The 18,093-nt window shown below is 36.7% G+C and carries 18 protein-coding genes and 1 riboswitch; of the genes, 5 read left to right on the top strand and 13 right to left on the bottom strand.

The window, feature by feature from the left end; genetic code table 11:
• Positions 1–61: 61 nt before the first annotated feature.
• A complete protein-coding gene (locus JN080_RS10275) occupies positions 62–508 on the bottom strand; it encodes a flavodoxin (RefSeq protein WP_256235889.1) in 447 nt (148 codons plus the stop codon).
• A 618-nt stretch (positions 509–1,126) separates the two neighbouring features.
• On the opposite strand from JN080_RS10275, the gene JN080_RS10270 reads away from it, so the two are divergent.
• From JN080_RS10270 to yppF, 4 genes are all read left to right on the top strand, one after another.
• The gene (locus JN080_RS10270; RefSeq protein ID WP_256235888.1) at positions 1,127–2,503 is read left to right on the top strand and encodes an MFS transporter; all 1,377 of its coding nucleotides are present in this window, start codon (positions 1,127–1,129) and stop codon (positions 2,501–2,503) included.
• 200 nt (positions 2,504–2,703) lie between these two features.
• A complete protein-coding gene (locus JN080_RS10265; RefSeq protein WP_256235887.1) occupies positions 2,704–3,501 on the top strand; it encodes an HAD family hydrolase in 798 nt (265 codons plus the stop codon).
• 268 nt (positions 3,502–3,769) lie between these two features.
• The gene (locus JN080_RS10260) at positions 3,770–4,075 is read left to right on the top strand and encodes a hypothetical protein (protein ID WP_256235886.1); all 306 of its coding nucleotides are present in this window, start codon (positions 3,770–3,772) and stop codon (positions 4,073–4,075) included.
• A 289-nt stretch (positions 4,076–4,364) separates the two neighbouring features.
• The gene (gene yppF, locus JN080_RS10255; protein WP_256235885.1) at positions 4,365–4,592 is read left to right on the top strand and encodes a YppF family protein; all 228 of its coding nucleotides are present in this window, start codon (positions 4,365–4,367) and stop codon (positions 4,590–4,592) included.
• A gap of 101 nt (positions 4,593–4,693) precedes the next feature.
• Here the strand turns inward: yppF and JN080_RS10250 are convergent, their stop codons facing one another.
• The 5 genes from JN080_RS10250 to JN080_RS10230 form a co-directional block, all read right to left on the bottom strand.
• Positions 4,694–5,704: a DUF3231 family protein gene (locus JN080_RS10250; protein WP_256235884.1), complete on the bottom strand. Its 1,011-nt coding sequence runs from the start codon at positions 5,702–5,704 to the stop codon at positions 4,694–4,696.
• A gap of 278 nt (positions 5,705–5,982) precedes the next feature.
• Complete coding sequence (locus JN080_RS10245; RefSeq protein WP_256235883.1) at positions 5,983–6,756, bottom strand: HAD family hydrolase; 774 nt, start codon at positions 6,754–6,756, stop codon at positions 5,983–5,985.
• 51 nt (positions 6,757–6,807) lie between these two features.
• A complete protein-coding gene (locus tag JN080_RS10240; protein ID WP_256235882.1) occupies positions 6,808–8,193 on the bottom strand; it encodes an amino acid permease in 1,386 nt (461 codons plus the stop codon).
• 221 nt (positions 8,194–8,414) lie between these two features.
• A riboswitch (glycine riboswitch) is annotated at positions 8,415–8,494 on the bottom strand.
• A gap of 459 nt (positions 8,495–8,953) precedes the next feature.
• A complete protein-coding gene (locus tag JN080_RS10235) occupies positions 8,954–9,331 on the bottom strand; it encodes a PLP-dependent aminotransferase family protein (RefSeq protein ID WP_256235880.1) in 378 nt (125 codons plus the stop codon).
• Positions 9,332–9,349: 18 nt separating this feature from the next.
• Positions 9,350–9,676: a hypothetical protein gene (locus tag JN080_RS10230; RefSeq protein WP_256235879.1), complete on the bottom strand. Its 327-nt coding sequence runs from the start codon at positions 9,674–9,676 to the stop codon at positions 9,350–9,352.
• Positions 9,677–10,243: 567 nt separating this feature from the next.
• On the opposite strand from JN080_RS10230, the gene JN080_RS10225 reads away from it, so the two are divergent.
• On the top strand, positions 10,244–11,584 hold the full coding sequence (locus tag JN080_RS10225; RefSeq protein WP_256235942.1) for an Nramp family divalent metal transporter: 1,341 nt from the start codon (positions 10,244–10,246) through the stop codon (positions 11,582–11,584).
• A 336-nt stretch (positions 11,585–11,920) separates the two neighbouring features.
• Here the strand turns inward: JN080_RS10225 and JN080_RS10220 are convergent, their stop codons facing one another.
• The 7 genes from JN080_RS10220 to JN080_RS10190 form a co-directional block, all read right to left on the bottom strand.
• Positions 11,921–12,295, bottom strand: a complete 375-nt coding sequence (locus JN080_RS10220) for a hypothetical protein (protein WP_256235878.1) — start codon at positions 12,293–12,295, stop codon at positions 11,921–11,923.
• A gap of 17 nt (positions 12,296–12,312) precedes the next feature.
• On the bottom strand, positions 12,313–12,831 hold the full coding sequence (locus tag JN080_RS10215) for an acyl-CoA thioesterase (protein ID WP_256235877.1): 519 nt from the start codon (positions 12,829–12,831) through the stop codon (positions 12,313–12,315).
• Positions 12,832–13,050: 219 nt separating this feature from the next.
• Positions 13,051–13,932, bottom strand: coding sequence for a cidABC operon transcriptional activator CidR (gene cidR / locus JN080_RS10210; protein ID WP_256235876.1), 882 nt, complete (start codon positions 13,930–13,932; stop codon positions 13,051–13,053).
• A 650-nt stretch (positions 13,933–14,582) separates the two neighbouring features.
• Positions 14,583–15,935: an aspartate aminotransferase family protein gene (locus tag JN080_RS10205; protein ID WP_256235941.1), complete on the bottom strand. Its 1,353-nt coding sequence runs from the start codon at positions 15,933–15,935 to the stop codon at positions 14,583–14,585.
• 144 nt (positions 15,936–16,079) lie between these two features.
• Entirely contained in the window at positions 16,080–17,546 is a 1,467-nt protein-coding gene (locus JN080_RS10200) for a CoA-acylating methylmalonate-semialdehyde dehydrogenase (protein WP_256235875.1), read from the bottom strand.
• Positions 17,547–17,577: 31 nt separating this feature from the next.
• The gene (locus JN080_RS10195; RefSeq protein WP_256235874.1) at positions 17,578–17,796 is read right to left on the bottom strand and encodes a hypothetical protein; all 219 of its coding nucleotides are present in this window, start codon (positions 17,794–17,796) and stop codon (positions 17,578–17,580) included.
• A gap of 77 nt (positions 17,797–17,873) precedes the next feature.
• Entirely contained in the window at positions 17,874–18,083 is a 210-nt protein-coding gene (locus tag JN080_RS10190; protein WP_256235873.1) for a hypothetical protein, read from the bottom strand.
• Between the last annotated feature and the right edge of the window lie 10 nt (positions 18,084–18,093).

The following is an 18,093-nucleotide window of genomic DNA, read 5'->3' as shown; positions in this document are numbered from 1 at the left end:
TTCCCATAAATAAGATCATAGATAATATTCTAACATAACAAAGGAAGGGCACTTGAAAACATCAATAAGAACTTTCAACAAAGGATCGACCGAACTGGATACATTGGTCCTTTTCTGCGGACGTCGGAGCCATATCAATTTTTAACCCATCTAGAACGATATCTGCTCCTAATTCTGATAATTTCGTTAGTAATAGATCAACTGCTCTTCCTCGATGTTCATAAGAAGAATCACAAGAACCAAAGGCCGCAGATCTTATCCCTGTTAAATCTAACGAATCCATTTCTTCATAAAAATCGAGAAACTCATCCGGAAGATCCCCATCTCCCCAAGTATAGGCTCCCAAAAGAATTCCTTCATAGTTGCTAAGTTCTTTAACATCTACCTCAAGAATATCTTTTTGATCAACAGCAGCACCGGCCTGAAGGATCCCTTCTCCGATTAGGTTGGCGATTTCTTCTGTATTTCCTGTCATGCTGGCATAGACAATTAAACAGGTTCCTTTCATTATTAATCCCCCCTTACCCTTATTTTAATCGCCCTTATACTCATTCCGCCTTGACCTCCATCAAGAAATCACAATCATTATGACAGTATACTATCCTTACCAGTATTTGTTTGTTTCACAAAAACTTTGTCGTAACACTGAATTTTGGTTTTTATACTCTCCTTCATTTGTAGACTCTTCAGAATAGCCTTTTGTTACTAGTTAAATCGTAACCTTCATTTTTCCATCCTAAAAAACTGCAAATCTTGACAAACTACGCGATATACCAAGTTCTCCATTTTAGTTTTCGTAAAATAAATAGCCCAAAAATCTTTTTGGAAACGTTTGCACATTCCTAAAAAACTGCTATTTGCTTTTTCACTATTCATAAGTTAATTTTATGACTATGGCATATTCGAACAAGTCAGAAAATTCAGTAGCTTAAAAATGTATTTAAATAATTTTCCGTAAAAAGTACAGAAAATTATAAAAATAAAAATAGATATAGGATGGTGATCGATCATTTCAGAATAAAACATATAAATTATCGCTTTGTGAAGAGACTTTATGTATGGAAAAAAATTTTAAAACGATGGAATTGTAAGGAAAAGGTTAAATAAAAGGGGAGAAATTACATTTATGGCAAAAGTAAATCCAGCTAGTATTATTAGTGAAAGTAAGTTTAATCGTTTTCATTTAGCTCTGTTCATTTGGAGCTTCATGATTATTTTGTTTGATGGATACGACTTGTCCGTCTACGGGACAGTTGTACCGATCCTGATGGAGCAATGGCATCTCAATCCTGTTGCAGCAGGAACAATGGGTAGCTATGGACTTTTTGGAATGATGTTTGGTGCAATCATATTTGGTATACTAGCTGACCGTATTGGAAGAAAGAAAGTTATTATGATAAACATATTATTATTCAGCTTATTTACGTTCTTATGTGGCTTTGCTGAATCAGTAACTGCCTTCTCTGCCTTCCGCTTTCTAGCGGGATTAGGACTTGGAGGTATTATGCCAAACATTGCCGCTTTAGTAATGGATTATGCTCCTAAATCGATGAGAATTAGATTAGTGTCTATTACGCTAGTTAGTTTTGCTGTCGGGGGAGCACTTGCACCAACATTTGGTGTTCTGTTAATCTCGCATTTCGGCTGGGCATCTGTTTTCTTTGTTGCAGGAAGTCCACTTTTAGCACTACCTTTCTTGTTAAAGCAACTGCCGGAATCATCTAGCTACCTCATTAGAACTGGCAAAAAGGAAAAACTATTCGCGACACTTTCAAAAATTAATCCTGGATTAACTTTTAATCAAGATGATGAGATTGAAGAAGTAAAACTATCGGAAACGAAAGCACCAATTGTTGGTTTGTTCAAAGAGAATCGTGCTTTAAGTACCGTAATGTTTTGGGTTGCCTTTTTCTGTGCCTTATTGATGGTGTATGGTTTAAACACATGGCTTCCAAAGTTAATGATCAACGCTGGATATGGACTGAATTCAAGTTTAACTTTCCTTATTGCGCTTCAAGGTGGAGCCGTTATCGGTATTCTTTCTCTCAGCCAACTCTGTGAGAAATATGGTTCTAAAAGGGTGCTGATCCCATCATATATTGCAGGTGCAATTGCTTTATCGTTGCTGGGATTTGGCGGAAATACAATCGTGATTTTCGTATTAGTAGCGATTGCAGGGGCTGCTACAACTGGGTCTCAGGTGCTTATTCAGGCTTATGTTACAGCCTACTATCCTGCCCAAATGAGATCAACAGGTTTAGGTGTTGCATCGGGTATCGGAAGATTGGGCGGTATGATTGGTCCAATTTTGGGAGGATTTTTATTAACACTTGGTTTACAGAACTTCATGAATTTCATGGTATTTGCCATAACTGGTATTGTAGCAGCGATTGCGCTATCATTGATTGCAGATAAACATTCAGCTGTTGCCGTAGAAGCTAATAAACACAATTCAACTGAAGATTCACTCGTCACAAGTGAAGTAGCAGCAGCCATCGAATAGCAGTGCAGGGTTCTTGACCCTCTCTTTATGCAAAGCACCAAAGCACCAAGTCCCATCTAGTAATTAGATGAGACCTGGTGCTTTTTTGTCCAAGAAGGACTAGTTCTCTCACCTACAATTTGTAATTTAATTAATATAGTTTTTTTCTTATCTTACTATTTGATATAGTAGGCATTATGGATAAAAAGAAGGGAATAAGTATGAAATGCTTTTCAATTGATTTAGACGGAACGCTATTAAACACACAGCATGAAATATCTCAAGAAAATTTCAAGGTTCTTCAGTATCTGCAAGAACAAGGTCACAGCATTATTATTAACACGGGTAGGGCCTTTGAAGATGTAATCAAATTTGAAGCACTAAAAAAAATAGAAACGCCCATTATTTGTATAAATGGGACCGTTTTATACTCGAACACAAGGGATGTCCTTTATGAAGCCTCTTTATCTACTTCAATCTACAAAGAGTTGTTTCCTATTTTAAAGGAAATCGGATTATGGATTATGGTATATACTAATCAAGGCGGCTTTCCATGCAGAAATCCAATGATTCAAGATAAAAGTGATGAAGAGATTGAACGTGTTTTTCATAATTATGATTACAATCAAATGTTTGAAAACGATAATCTCAAAATTTACAAGGTCATGGCTGTCTCACGCAAGGATCAACTTGAAAAAATTGATCTAGCCAAACGGGCAATCGAGGGAAAATTTGAAATATCAATGGCTTCTTCGCATCCTAACAATGTTGAGTTTACATCTATTGAAGCGAATAAAGGAACGGCTTTGCTATGTTACCAGCAACTGGTAAATCTTGATTTTGATGAAATCTTTGCATTTGGAGACGGAGGGAATGACCTCGCTCAGTTCAAAGTGGCGACCACCTCCGTTGCAATGGGCAACGCCCCTTTCTCTATTCAGCAGGAAGCAGATACTATCACCAAGACGAATGATAAAGATGGGTTTGCCTACGCTGTCAGACATTTATTAAACATCTAACAAAAATGATGGACGAGCATGTAGAATCTTCTTAGGAGCATGTACATCCCTTGGCAATTGCGTAGATTCCCTTGCGCAACGTATAGAATTCCTCTAACAAACTCCTTTTGCTTCTTCTTCATAAAGTAAAAGGAGTTTTTCTCCGTTGCAGTTTGTTAAGCACTCACTCAGAATTTTCTTTAATTGTTCATAAAAAATTAATGTTTATTATTCGAGGATCGTCCATATATATTCAGTAAACAGGTTCTACTGAAAGGATTGATACGAAGTGTCAGAACAAACAAATAACGAACAAAACGATGAAATCAAAAATGAATTCAAAAAAGAAATGAAAGCTGAAATAAAAGCTGAATTAGCTCAAGAATTGAATTCTTCACCTCTCAGGAAGTCATATAGAAGGTTTCTTTATCCGATCATAACTTTCATTGTTGGACTCTTAATCGGATTGTCTGCAAGCCATTTCAGTGTATTTCATGGAGGTGGACACCACGGGAATCGATTTAATCATCAAATTCAACATGGTGGCCATAATAATGGCAATATGCAACATAATGTACCTAATCAGAACCAATAATGATAAAAAGCAACCAAGGCAAGCTCTACTCAGGGCTTGCCCTCTTTATTGCAGCTCAAACGCTCATTAGACATACAAAATCCAAACAAATAACGACCCCAGATAGAAGACTAATTCAATTTCGTTTACCTATTACGATAATATTGTAGAAATAAAGTACTGAACTTATAAATTTCGCCGAAAATTGTCGTTAGTTTGAATTTTCGAACAATATGGAAAAAACCATTTATGTGCTACACTATATGAAAGCGCATACGATTCAAAAAGTATCAGTGAAGGGGTGAATACGATGTTAGTAGAAGAATTAATACATCATTTTACAAATGTAAAAAATTATACACCATCACATGTAAATGAATTACTTGATTATCTTCAAAAATGTTATATTAATGGGGAAGTATCTATTACTGAATATAAAGAACTTTTTTTCGAATTGAATAACCTAAAAGCAGAAAAACCAAGTGAATTTTTCATCAAAACAAAACTGTTTAATTTTGAATTTGACTTGCCATGTTAAAGGAAGAGTATCAGAAATGATACTCCTTTTTTATGTATAAGTCATAACTTTCTCCTTATACTCACTCTAATTCTAAGTGATTAGGTTTTTTCTTTTTCAGTTTATTTTGAAGCTAAGTCATCTCGGTCAATGGCTTTTGGTGGTTGTTCCATCCAACCTTGATCAATCATAATTTTGGCCCCATCCTGAACATATAACCCGATATCCGCTATAAATTTCGCATACATTCCACTTAAATCTCTTCTTCCGCTAAGAGATGCTCCGTTTCCCGCGGTTCTTATTTTCATTGAAAACATCTCGATTTTATGGGCTAACATTAATTTATCTGAAAAAGGTGAAAAGGTGGAGTCACTTACTAAATGATCCAACAGTGGAGGAGATGGCAAATTTTCCTTGTGGAGCTGTTGAGCACTACTTTCTATATGTTTGTTTGTCATCTCTTTTCCTCGTATAAAAAATTCCCGAATAGTTTCATTTTTCGCCACTTGGCTAAAACCAATTAGTAATGCTTTGCTTGTTACATTATTTTCGATATTATCATGAAGATGGGCAATCTCTAATGCATGCAGGGGTCTAATATCTCCCAAGAAACCATTTAGATAGTTTTGTTTTTTTATAAAATCAACCTTATCTGGTGTTGGGATTTGTGGGGGTTTAACATAAAAGCCTTTTGCCATCAATAATTCATTTACCTCAGTTATTAACCTAACTGTGGAGGTAAGAGAATTGATATAAAAATCTCTTATGTCTCCTCTTGTCATGATCGGTATGGCAATGGAATAAATACTCATCCCTGCTTTACTCGTATAATTCAAGTAATGAAGATAAAATTCATCAGAAAATAACCTTGGAGCGTCTAAGTTCACATCGTCATCCGTAAACCCCATTGGTATCGGAAAGTTTTCTTTACTAAATATTTCTTTAATTTTTTCCACAAGCGACTCAGATAAATTTAAGGCTTTTCCGACAACTTTTTTGATATCCTCGTCATTAATATGCTGAAGATAATAACGAAGTACACATATGGCCAGCGTATTTCCTACATAAGTTGCCCAAAGTTTGCCCATTTCAGCAGATGTTAATTTTTCAGTATATGGTTGACTCGTTTCCATTAAAAAAATCTCCTCGATTCGATTTTTGCTTTAGTTTTTGTTTGGTACACACAAAGTATTCATTGGATTTCATGATTCATTTGAACATATCCAATTGTTACGAAGAAAGTTACATCAAGTACAGCATATGCTGAAGGCAGCGGATATCTTTCTAAAATTCGAACAAAATAAAAAGACTTCTAGTAACAACAAACGTTAAAAGAAGTCCTTTTATTGCTATCCAATTTTTGTGGATTAAATTGTACCTATACTTAACACCTAATTTTAATGAAAAAGTTTTACAACAGACCTGCTGAGCCCACTTTAAAAGGTTGACTAATTTCAGACTGACCAATTTTTACATGTATTTGTAATTCATTTGGAATTTGTGAGATAGAACTCACAGATACATATTTTTTATTTTTTGTATCTATTTCATAATGATCTGCTTCCCATGTTTCTTGTTCATAGTGAAATCCCCACACATCATTTGCTAAAGCCGGATAAATGTCTGATTTCAAACTATTTCCAATCATCACATAGTCCGATGCAGGGTGGCGTCTGATGATTTCTTTTAATGTATCAGGCGTTTTCTGTGGATATACGTAAACGTGATCAACATAATGATTAGCACCTGATTCAACGATCTTTCGTTTTTGAATCCGATCTACCCCTGCAGTTAGAATCATGCTCGAATACCCTTCTAATTTTAGCTGTTTTAAAACAGAAATGGCTCCTGGTACATTATGATATTTACGAAGATATACATCCTTCACAGTCTTTTGTATCTCATCTTTCGTAGATAGATTTTCTACTTTTCTGTTTTCTTCCAAAAAATGATCATACGTATCTAACCATCCTATTAAAAACCGTTCTGGAACAAATCCATATGAAGAGATCATTTCAACATCTATTTTACGTTGATACGATTTTATCTCTTGTACATTTCTAATTTCACCATATACATCTCTAGCGATGATTTCCGCCGCTTGCTGGTTCGTTTTTTCAAATTCTACATATGTTTGGACAATCGTGTCATCAAAGTCCCATATAAGTTGAATATTCTTTTTCATTTCTATTATTCATCCTTTTTCATTCATAAAATAGTAGTATTCAAATCTATTTTATATTTTTCTGCTTCTAAATGCATACAATATGAATAATAGTACAAACCATAGTGGCGTCATTAACAAAGCTGTACGGGTTGCCTCAGCGACTCCCATAACGATTAAAATAAATACAAAGAATGCCAGAATAGCATAGTTAATAAATGGTGTGAGTGGTGCTTTAAAAGTTGACGTCTTCCGTAAGTCTGGACGTGATTTCGTGTAGCGAATATGAGAGATTAAGATAATACTCCAAACCCAAATAAAACAAATTGCACTAATGGTTGTTACAATTCCAAAAGCTTGTTCCGGAATGAGTTTACTCAAAAGTGCTCCCATAGAAAGGACAATTGCTGATGTAACCAAAGCGTTGCCAGGGACATTATTTTTATTTAATTTAGCAAATTTAGCCGGTCCTTCATTATGACTGCCTAAATTATATAATATTCTACTTGTTGAAAACAAACCACTATTACATGCCGAAGCTGCAGATGTTAAGACAACAAAATTAATAATTCCTGCTGCAATTGGAATACCAACTAAGCTAAATGTCCTTACAAAGGGACTGGTAGATGCATTCAATTGATTCCAGGGATTAATGCATAAAAGGATAAAAAGTGCTCCTACATAGAAAAACAGAACTCTCAAAGGAATTTTATTAATCGCAGACGGTATGTTCTTTTTTGGATCAGATGTTTCCGCTGCCGATACACCAACTAATTCAACTCCAACAAATGCGAATACGACCATTTGAAAGGAAAGTAAGAACCCAGAGATCCCATTTGGAAACAGACCGCCATGTGTCCAGAGATTTTTCACAGAAACAGCACCTGCATCTGTTTTGAATCCCATGATTAGCAAAATAACCCCTAAAGCGATTAAAGCAAGAATCGTTATGATTTTTATTAAGGCAAACCAAAACTCTAATTCTCCAAATAACTTGACTGTCAGTAAATTAAGCCCCAATAGAAGAACTAAACCAACTAATGCAGGTATCCACTGTGGAATATCGAACCAATAGCGTACATATACACCAACAGCAATAATATCAGCCATTGCTGTCATAATCCAACAAAACCAATATGTCCACCCAGTTACATACCCTGCCCATGGTCCAACATAATCTACAGCAAAGTCTGTAAATGATTGATAGCCTGCATTTGACAAAAGCAGTTCACCTAGTGCCCTCATCACGAAAAACACGGCAATCCCGATAATTAAATAGGCAAAAATTATAGATGGACCGGCTAATTGGATTGCTTTTCCTGAACCTAAAAATAGCCCTGTTCCAATCGTACCCCCTATCGCGATCAGTTGGACATGTCGATTTTTCAGATCCCTTTTTAATTCTTGCTGCGGTACGGTTTGATTATTCGGAACCCTTTTACTATTCAACTGTGCCACGTTACATTCCCCCCTTGTTTATTATAAAAGTTATAAAAATATTAATTTTTATAACAATTGATAACAAAAACTGCGTTACTGATCATTATTTTTAGACAATAAACGTAAACTCTATAAAATAATGATTAAAATTACGAGAATTTAATTATTCATACCAATAAAAAAAGAGATTGGAGTTCTCCAATCTCAATAGACGTTAGAATAATAACTTAAAAATGATCCGTTACTCTTCTGTCCGTTTGCCTGAGATTGTGAACCCTTCGGCGCCGCAAATTTTTGCGGTCTCTCCAGAAACTGCTTCTGCAATAGTGTGATCCATAGCATTCATCGCTGTTTATGATTTATTTGTTTGTAGGAGTGAACACTTAGAATAGCCCTAAAAAAAGGGCAGTCAACTTAAGCATCCATTCTCACAATATCCCTAATTAAATTATTGTATAATAATTATAAATTATCAGTATTAATTCTTTTTGTCAAGGCTCTTTGGCCTATATATGGGTCCATTTAATGGAGGAAATGTCTTTAATGTGGCTTAACAGAGATTCTGGTAATGAATATCTGCTAATTTAGGTTTTATCCTAAGTATTCGTTTTTCCAAATAATAAGTGGGGATCATTATTCCGAAATAGGTAGCGATAACAGGTAGTGTACCTTGTCCACCACGATTGAATTGGGATTGTTGTGAATTGATACAAAAAAGGTCAATCCTCTACATAATAGAGACTGACCTTTTCTTAGTATTACCTTTATAGCTATAGAATTACAAACTATCTCCGAAATCAGCTTTAAATTTCGCAACTAATTCTGCTGGCCACTCTGAAGTTGTAGTTAGTTTTCCAAAGAAGAATCGTAACATTTCCGGCTCTTCAACAAACTTTAGCCCCCCAATTAAATGGCGGTTCTCATAAAGCCAAATAATTCGATCAGCAGCATACTTAACTTGCGATAAAGTAAAGACACGCCGTGGTAAGGCAAGTCGAACAAGTTCCATATTTGATAATACTTCATTACCATCTTCATCTCTTTGTTCCGAAAGTGTTCCTCTTTCCATCCCACGAACGCCACTCACAATATAAAGTGCTGCAGCAAGTACACCTGCAGAATACTCTTCTTGAGGAAGATGGTCGACAAATTCCATCGCGTTAATTATGACAGCCTAATCCTCCTGTGTAACAACAGGTACACCTTTTTTCAACAGTTCATCCGTCATATACGAAATAAATTTCGGCCCTTGGCTGATCATATCTTCGTCCATTGTTTCATCCAGACCAACGACAATGGCCTCCATCTCGCGGACAGACATCCCTCCATAGGTAAGGAATCCCTCATAAAGAGTAACATACTGACGCATTTTCAGATAAACTTCTTCATTATTTGTACAGATCCCGCCGCCGCGTGCAAAGCCGAGTTTTCTTGCCGAGAAATAGATAACATCAGATAGTGCTATGCTTACGATCCCTGCACATAATTTAAAATTAACCATCCTTTCTACTTTTTATAGATTAACTGTTTTTTTCAGAATGCCAGGCTTCATCTAAATATAGATAAAGCCTGGCATTTTATTTATTTTTACCTTTTTTAATCTCCTATCCTTTGGAAATTTCCCCTGACAATAATAACCATACGTAAATGAAGGGGTTTAACATTTAGACAAGCTCAATATTTTTACATTAAGGAATTTTTTTTGGATTAAGGAAACTTTTTAGTTGAATGTAATATAATAATCATTATAATAATAATAAAGTGAGTGTGAATTTAATGATTGCATCAAAACGAGTCAAGAAGAAGGTATTGATAAATTCATACATGTGCAAGCTGTTAGGAATTATTAGTGACCAAGAATATAAAAACATTTTAAACAATATTCAATCTAATGAGCATCAATAGTAAAGATGAACCAGTCAGCTTACGGATATGTTTATTTCAGGTATTTTTTTTATCCAAGAGTTTCCTTCATGCAAAATTTATGTCAGTATGCATGATTTAATCAATAAACTAACAATTACTAGGTTATCAGAAAAGGAGGATGGGATCATTGGGTACAAAAGAAATGGCGGCAGAAAATTTGGAGAATAAAAAAGGAACCTGGAAAAGGGAAAATATAAATCCAAGTTTACAAGAAGTTCATAAGTCCATTCCGATTCAGAAAACAGGCAGTTTTTTCCGAAGATTATTAGGGTTCATCGGTCCAGGATATTTGGTAGCAGTGGGGTATATGGACCCTGGAAACTGGGCCACGTCGATTGCAGGAGGATCAGCCTATGGGTACACCCTTCTATCTGTTATTTTAATTTCAAACCTTATGGCGATTTTATTGCAAGCTTTATCGGCTAAATTGGGGATTGTTTCAGGTAGGGATTTAGCTCAGGCCTGCAGGGATCATTTTAGTAAACCAGTCGCCTATATGCTGTGGGTTTTATGTGAATTAGCCATAGCCGCTTGTGATTTGGCCGAATTAATTGGTTCGGCTATCGCGTTAAATTTATTATTTAATATCCCGCTTTTGTATGGAATATGTATTACCGCTTTGGATGTTTTAGTTGTTTTGCTTCTGCAAAATAAGGGCTTTCGCTATATAGAATCCTTTGTTATTGCATTAATCGTGACCATCGCTGTTTGTTTTGGGGTGGAGTTGTTTTTGTCACAACCTGAAATTGGAGGGATTGCAGCTGGCTTTATACCAAGTAGTCACATTGTTTCAGATCCAACTATGCTCTATATTGCTTTAGGGATTCTGGGAGCGACAGTCATGCCTCATAATCTCTATCTTCATTCATCAATCGTTCAAACAAGGAATTATGATCATACACAAGCGGGAAAACGCTCAGCAATTAAGTTTGCAACCATCGATTCAACAGTAGCCTTAATGCTTGCCTTATTTGTGAATGCTTCGATTCTTATTCTCTCTTCCGCCGCTTTTCATTCTACAGGGCATAAAAATGTAGCAGAAATTCAGGATGCCTACCATTTGTTAGATCCATTACTTGGTTCGGGTATTGCGGCCATATTATTTGGTGTTGCCTTACTTGCTTCTGGTCAAAACTCTACTTTAACTGGTACGCTAGCCGGTCAAATCGTTATGGAAGGATTCTTGAATATTCGTTTAAGACCTTGGCTTCGCAGACTGATCACAAGGATGATTGCCATTATTCCGGCCGTAATTGTGACCTTACTATATGGTGAAAAAGGAACCGGAGAATTACTTATACTAAGTCAGGTCATCTTATCACTTCAATTATCCTTTGCTGTTATCCCACTGGTGATGTTTACAAGTGACAAAAATAAAATGGGTGAATTTGTAAATAAGAAATGGGTGAAATGGTTAGCCTGGTTTGTCACATCCATTATTGTTGTATTAAATGTGTATTTACTCTGGGGCACATTTTTCTAAAAGGCAGGCACCAGTTAGGTACTCCTAATGTTTTGTAAATTTTATCGAGGTATGAAATGAAACAAGGCAGCGACTAAAATATGCGATAGCAAAATTTGTCGCTGCTTTTATTTTGTTTATATTTCCCATTTAATACAGCCTCTAACAAAATTCTTTTGTTTAACATTGAATCGATATATAGTGCCATCGTATTCACCCTCTAAAATAAAGAAGCAGAAACCCTATATTTGGTCTCTGCTTCTTTTCTTTATAAAGAAAAGGGGGGTTTTAAGTTACGTGGAAGGCTGCAGCTTATTACAGCTTTATGATCAATGATGTTAAAAATTTTATAAAACTCTATCTAATAGATGATAAACCTATTAAGGACTCCGGCGCCATACCACGCACTAAAAGGCATATTTTTGAGTAATCGGCACTGCTGCTCAAATCTGAAAAAATTTGTTTCAGTACTTGGAAATCTTGGTCTTCTTTCAATTTTTGTAATTCTTTTTTATATAATCGATGAACAGAGCCGTACACAAAATTTGGTTTATATTCGCCAGGATCTTTTTCCATGATTAAACATCCCATGTAATAATATTTAAATTGCAAGGCACGTGTCAGATTAATTAAATCCAATAGTTTTTCAAAGAGGGCAGGATATTCCCTCCTCATATTTTCCATCGCTATTTTTGCTGTGTATAACTCATGAATATTTGATAAAGTAAGCATTCGTTTTTATCCTCCTCTTATTTGTCCCAAGGTTTTTTAAGTGAAATATACTCGGCTAGTGCTTTACTTTTTTGTCTTCTTAACTTTCGCATCTCTGCTCTTTCTTTACCGGTTTGATAGAGAAATTTTTCTTCTTCGGTTTCAGGAATGACTCCTGGAACATGGACCGGCTGTTTGTTTTCATCGAGAGCAACAAAAGTCAAAAATGCTGTAGCAGCCATTCTTCGTTCGCCTGTTATTATATCTTCTGCGATAACTTTACAAAATATCTCCATGGATGTTCTCCCAGTGTATGTTACAAACGATTCGACGCAGACAGAATCGGTCTGATGAATGGGCTGTAGGAAGTCGATCGAATCGGTCGAGGCCGTTACGCACTCTTTTACTCTTGAATGTCTGCGTGCAGATAAAGTTGCAGCATCGTCCAGTTTTTTCATTAGAACTCCGCCAAAAAGTGTATTATAGTTATTTAAGTCGCAAGATAAAACTTGAGCTGTATTAACAATGCGGCTTTCATTTGATTTTTTTGTTTCCATTTGCTACATCCTTTCATGTTTGCATCCCAGATGATAAACCTCATTTCCACGTTAATAATAGATTTTTTAGCACATGTGAATTGTACGACTCATAGTTTCCTAAGTAAAATGGTTAAATTTCATCTTAACTATAGCTTTTATCTATGTTAATGTTTCCAAAAACGCATAATAGTCTAATAATTAAAAAAAGTTTCTAATTAAAAACCGTCTTTTTATTATTTATTTCGTAAGCCTTTCTTTTGTAAAATGCAGCCATTCTTTTGCAGCAAAGGAAAGGTACTGATTCTTGCTCCAGATAATGCCGAGTTTCCATATGATAGAAGGATTTACGACTTTTACAAACTTGATATTTTTATTTAAATTTTTGCAGATGCTTTCTGGGATCAGTGCAACTCCAAGTTTCCAGGCAACCATATCTTCTATAAAAGACCGTTGTGAACCTTCTGATATAATATTTGGATGAAATCCCACACTTTTACACGAATTAATAATTCGATCGTTTAACACAAAGTCTTTATTAAATAAGATAAAAGATTCATTCTTCAATTCTGCTAAGTCTACCTCCTGTCGTTCTGCCAATGGATGCGCGGCGTGAAGAATGAGTCTAAGATCTTCTTCCATAAAAAAGAAATGTTCAAAGAGTTCGTTTTTCGTCGGCAGAACGATAATCCCTACATCAAGAAGATTATTTTCCACATCGTCTTCTATTTTTCTGGAACCATCCTCCACTAGTTGAAAAGTAATTCCAGGATATTTTTCGTGAAAGTTGCTTAAGATTTTGAGGAACATATGGGCATCAAAAATGGGTGGCAGTCCAATACGGATATGTCCTTTTTTTAATCCTAAGAGATTATCCAATTCTGCTTCTAAGTTATGAAATGCTTGGTCAATGAGCTTTGATTGCTCCAGAATCAATCTTCCTGCGTCAGTTAGGATTAATTGCTTCTTCGACCGGTCAAAAAGTGAAACTCCTAACTCTTCTTCAAGATTTTTTATCATTTTACTTATCGTTGGCTGTGTGATAAACAAGTTTTCAGCCGCGCGTGAAAAACTATTAGCATTGGCCACTTCAATAAAATATTGTAAATGTTTGATATCCAATATCTTCACCTGACTTTGAATAATAGAATTAGGCGCTGCCACCTTTAAAAAAATGAATGAGCTGAGTCTTCTTTAGTATTGCCTTTTTTTCTGAGTTGCAAAAGTTTATTTTCATGGTAAACATCCATGCCGCGGCACCAGCTAATGGTTGAAAATGGTTGGTTCTGGTCTGTTACTCTCTTTAACTTTTAATCTTTTTAGTAGTTTAATGAAAAAAGTAATCTTAATATCAAGCAAAAGAAATAGACCTATCCAAGAATATGGATAGATCTACTTTTTATCGTTTGTCTCTGCACTAGACCTTTATTTAACAACAGCTGCTAGCACCCAATAAAACTAATCCCGGAACCTCTTGGTTTTCCTCTTCGTCTAAAGTTAATTCTCCTGTTTCTGTAATTTGTGAATCAAATGCTACTTTAATACCGTTGATGGTTTCAATTTTATCAGCTTCCTTTGGCGCGTCTAAAGATAATGCAAATTGTGGTCCGCAGAACCAGCAACAGAGTATAGACGAATTACATCAATATATAACCATTTGCTTATATAATAGACCCATGCACAGTTAAATTCAAGTAATCTACTGTTAAGTTATTGTAAATAGAAAAGCTGATTTCTCCACGTTTCGAAGAAATCAGCTTTCAATCCTAATTTTAAACTGCTCTGTGGATTGCTGCTTTCAATATTTTTACTATGAATTCTAAATCCTCATCTGTAGAGGATAATGGCGGAGATAAGGTAAGAATATTATTATAGCCAGCTACAGTTGCACCATTTTTGCCAATGATCAAACCATTTGATTTGCATTCGGCAATCATTTGATCTATTTTCCTTACGTCTAAAGGCACTTTCGTTGCTTTATCTTCTACTAGTTCAATTCCGAGGAGAAAACCAAAACTGCGGATATCACCAACAAATGGATGGTCTTCCATTTCCCTCATTTCTTCCCTTAATCGTTCACCTAGAATCCGAGCACGTTCAACAAGGTCTTCTTTCTCGTAGATTTCTAGATTTTTCAGAGCTAGTGCACAAGCAGCCGGGTTCCCGCCAAATGTATTGACGTGACGGAAATAACTGTACTCCTCAGAGCTTTTAAATGTTTCATAGATATCCCGTCTCACCGCAGTAGCCGAAAGTGGCAGATAACCGCTTGTTAATCCTTTTGCCATTGTGACAATATCTGGTTTGATAGGGAAGTGCATATGCCCAAATTTTTTTCCGGCCCGGCCAAATCCACAAATCACTTCGTCGATAATGAGGAGGATACCATGTTTTCGACAAATTTCTTGCACTTTTTCCATATAGATGGGATGAGGAACAAGAACTCCTCCTCCGGTAATGGCTGGTTCCATAATGATGGCCGCAATCGTTTCCACTCCTTCCCAGATGATGGTCTTTTCAATCTCTACTGCACATTGCAGATTAAATTCTTCAACAGATTGCCCTGCTGGGCGGCGGTAAGAATCAGGAGGACTCACATGAATGAATCCTGGAGCAAGTGGCTCATATTTAAACTTTCGAACGGCCTGTCCGGTTGCAGCTAAAGCCCCCATTGAATTACCATGATAGGCCCGGTATCGGGAAATGAATTTATAGCGGCTTGGCTCACCATTTTGCTGATGATACTGACGGACGATTTTAAAAGCTGTTTCATTCGCCTCTGAGCCACTATTCGAAAAGAAAATGACATAATCTCCTTCTAACCATTCATTTAATTTTTCAGCTAATTGAATCGCTGGAAGATGACTTTGTGACAGAGGGAAATACGGCATTGTTTTTAATTGATCATATGCCGCCTGGGCCAGTTCCTCTCGTCCATAACCAACATTCACACACCATAAGCCAGACATGGCATCTAAGTACTTTTGACCATTTATATCGGTAATCCAAGATCCTTTTCCTTCAACAGCAACGGTTGGTACCATCTGGTCTTTATATGGAGTCATATGGTGCCATAAATATTGGCGATCTTTCACAATTGTAACTTCAGTTTTATTCCTATTCATGGACATGGCCATGTCCTCCTTTATTAATGTGTCTCTCGTTCAAGGTAAAAATCTTCAGCAAAATGAAATCTGGTGTCCATTCGTCCGTTTCCGATTTATTAGATCGAAATCGTGGAGAACACCAGATATGTATGGTTTAATCGCCTATGAGTAGCGTGCTGTCAGCACTTTTTTTCTCGTATAAAATTCAAATCCATCTGTCCCGTTAACATGTAAATCACCATAAAATGAATCTTTGTAACCGGAGAATGGAAAGAAAGCCATTGGAGCTGGTACGCCAACATTTACACCCAGCATTCCGGCATCAATTGTTTCACGGAACTGTCTGATTGCGGCGGCACTGTCGGTATATAAGCAGGCACCATTTGCTAATTTTGAAGCATTTGCCGTGTCAATCGCTTCTGTTAAATCCTTTACTCTTATGATCGAGAGAACAGGAGCAAAGATCTCATCCTGCCAGATTTTCATTTTCTGTGTTACCTGGTCAAAAATAGTCGGTCCGACAAAATAGCCGTTTCCCGCAACGGCATCATCCTTACGTCCATCACGAACAAGTTTTGCACCTTGAGCAACGCCCGACTCAATATAATCGATTGTCCGTTTTTTATGTTCCTCACGAATAACAGGTCCCAGGAAAACCCCGTCATCAAGACCATTGCCAATTTTCATCTCACCAGCTAGTTCTACTAATCTTGTGATCAATTCATCTGCAATGTTTTCTTCGACAGCAACAACAGCGGCTGCCATACAGCGTTCGCCCGCTGAACCAAAAGCTGCATTCGTAATTTCTCTTGCTGCTAGGTCAAGGTTTGCATCCTTTAAGACGATGGAATGATTTTTTGCACCGGAAAGGGCTTGGACACGCTTTAGGTTCATCGTTCCTTTTTTGTATACATATTCTGCAACTGGCTGCGAACCGACAAATGAGATCGCTTTAACATCTTTATGCTCGAGCAGTCCGTTCACGACATCATGTGCACCGTTAACGATATTTACAACCCCTTTTGGAAGACCTGCTGCTTCTATTAATTCAACAAGGAGTACGGCAAGGAGCGGAGTACGTTCGGACGGCTTTAATACAAATGTATTTCCGCAGGCGATGGCAATGGGGAGCATCCAGCATGGAACCATCATTGGGAAGTTAAAAGGCGTTATGCCTCCGACTACACCAAGCGGATATCGATACATACCAGATTCAAGGTTGGTAGCAATATCTGGCAGCTGCTTGCCCATCATGAAAGAAGGTGCTCCGGCTGCGAATTCTACACATTCAATCCCGCGCTGTACCTCTCCCCTCGCTTCAGAAAGGCTTTTCCCATTTTCAATTGTAATCAATTTTGCTAGATATTCCCGTTTATCAACAAGTAGCTGCTGAAACTTAAATAAAATCCGAGCCCGTTTCGGAACAGCTGTCTGTGACCACGTTTTAAATGTTTCATTCGCTGCTTGGACGGCACGATCCACATCTTCCTTTGTAGAAAGAGGGATTTCGGCAATGGCTTGCCCTGTTGCAGGATTCAAGACAATTTCCGTTTTTGTTGAAGTGGAATCCACCCATTCACCTCCAATATAATTTTTTAACCTTTTTATTTTTTGTGTGGAAGCTGTCATCTAAAGTCTCCTTTCCTAAGGCTTGAATGGTTTATTGTTGCTGAATTAGTTTCACAGAAAAATACTTGCGGCCATTTGGGGTTGAAATGTGTAAGGTTTCCACTTCAGTTTCTTCCATATTACTCTCACACTTTTCAAATTCGACAGTGTCACCGTTCAAATGTTCAGTCACTTTTTTAATCCTATATCCTTTTTGAAGTAAAAAATCAATCCGATCTCGCTCCTGCAAAAACTGTTGGTATTCAGACATTTTTTAGCTCCCTTTTTACACTTGCTTCTTCATAGAATCTGGTCCGCCACGTCCAAAGGACAATTAAGGCTTTTTCATTACTTACTCCCTTTATTTTCGGTTACTTTTTGTCCTTCAATTTGATGAAGGACAATTTCACATTTCTTAGCTGCTTTTAGTCTTTCATCGCCTTGATGAAGGACAATTTCACATTTCTTAACTGCTTTTTGTCCTTCACCGCCTTGATGAAGGACATTTTTCTCATTTCCTAGCTGCTTTTTGTCCTTCACCGCCTTGATGAAGGACATTTTTCTCATT

Source organism: Bacillus sp. EB600, assembly GCF_024494385.1.
GTDB lineage: Bacteria > Bacillota > Bacilli > Bacillales > Cytobacillaceae > JAEVLT01.
This window is presented reverse-complemented; position numbering and strand designations above follow the sequence as displayed.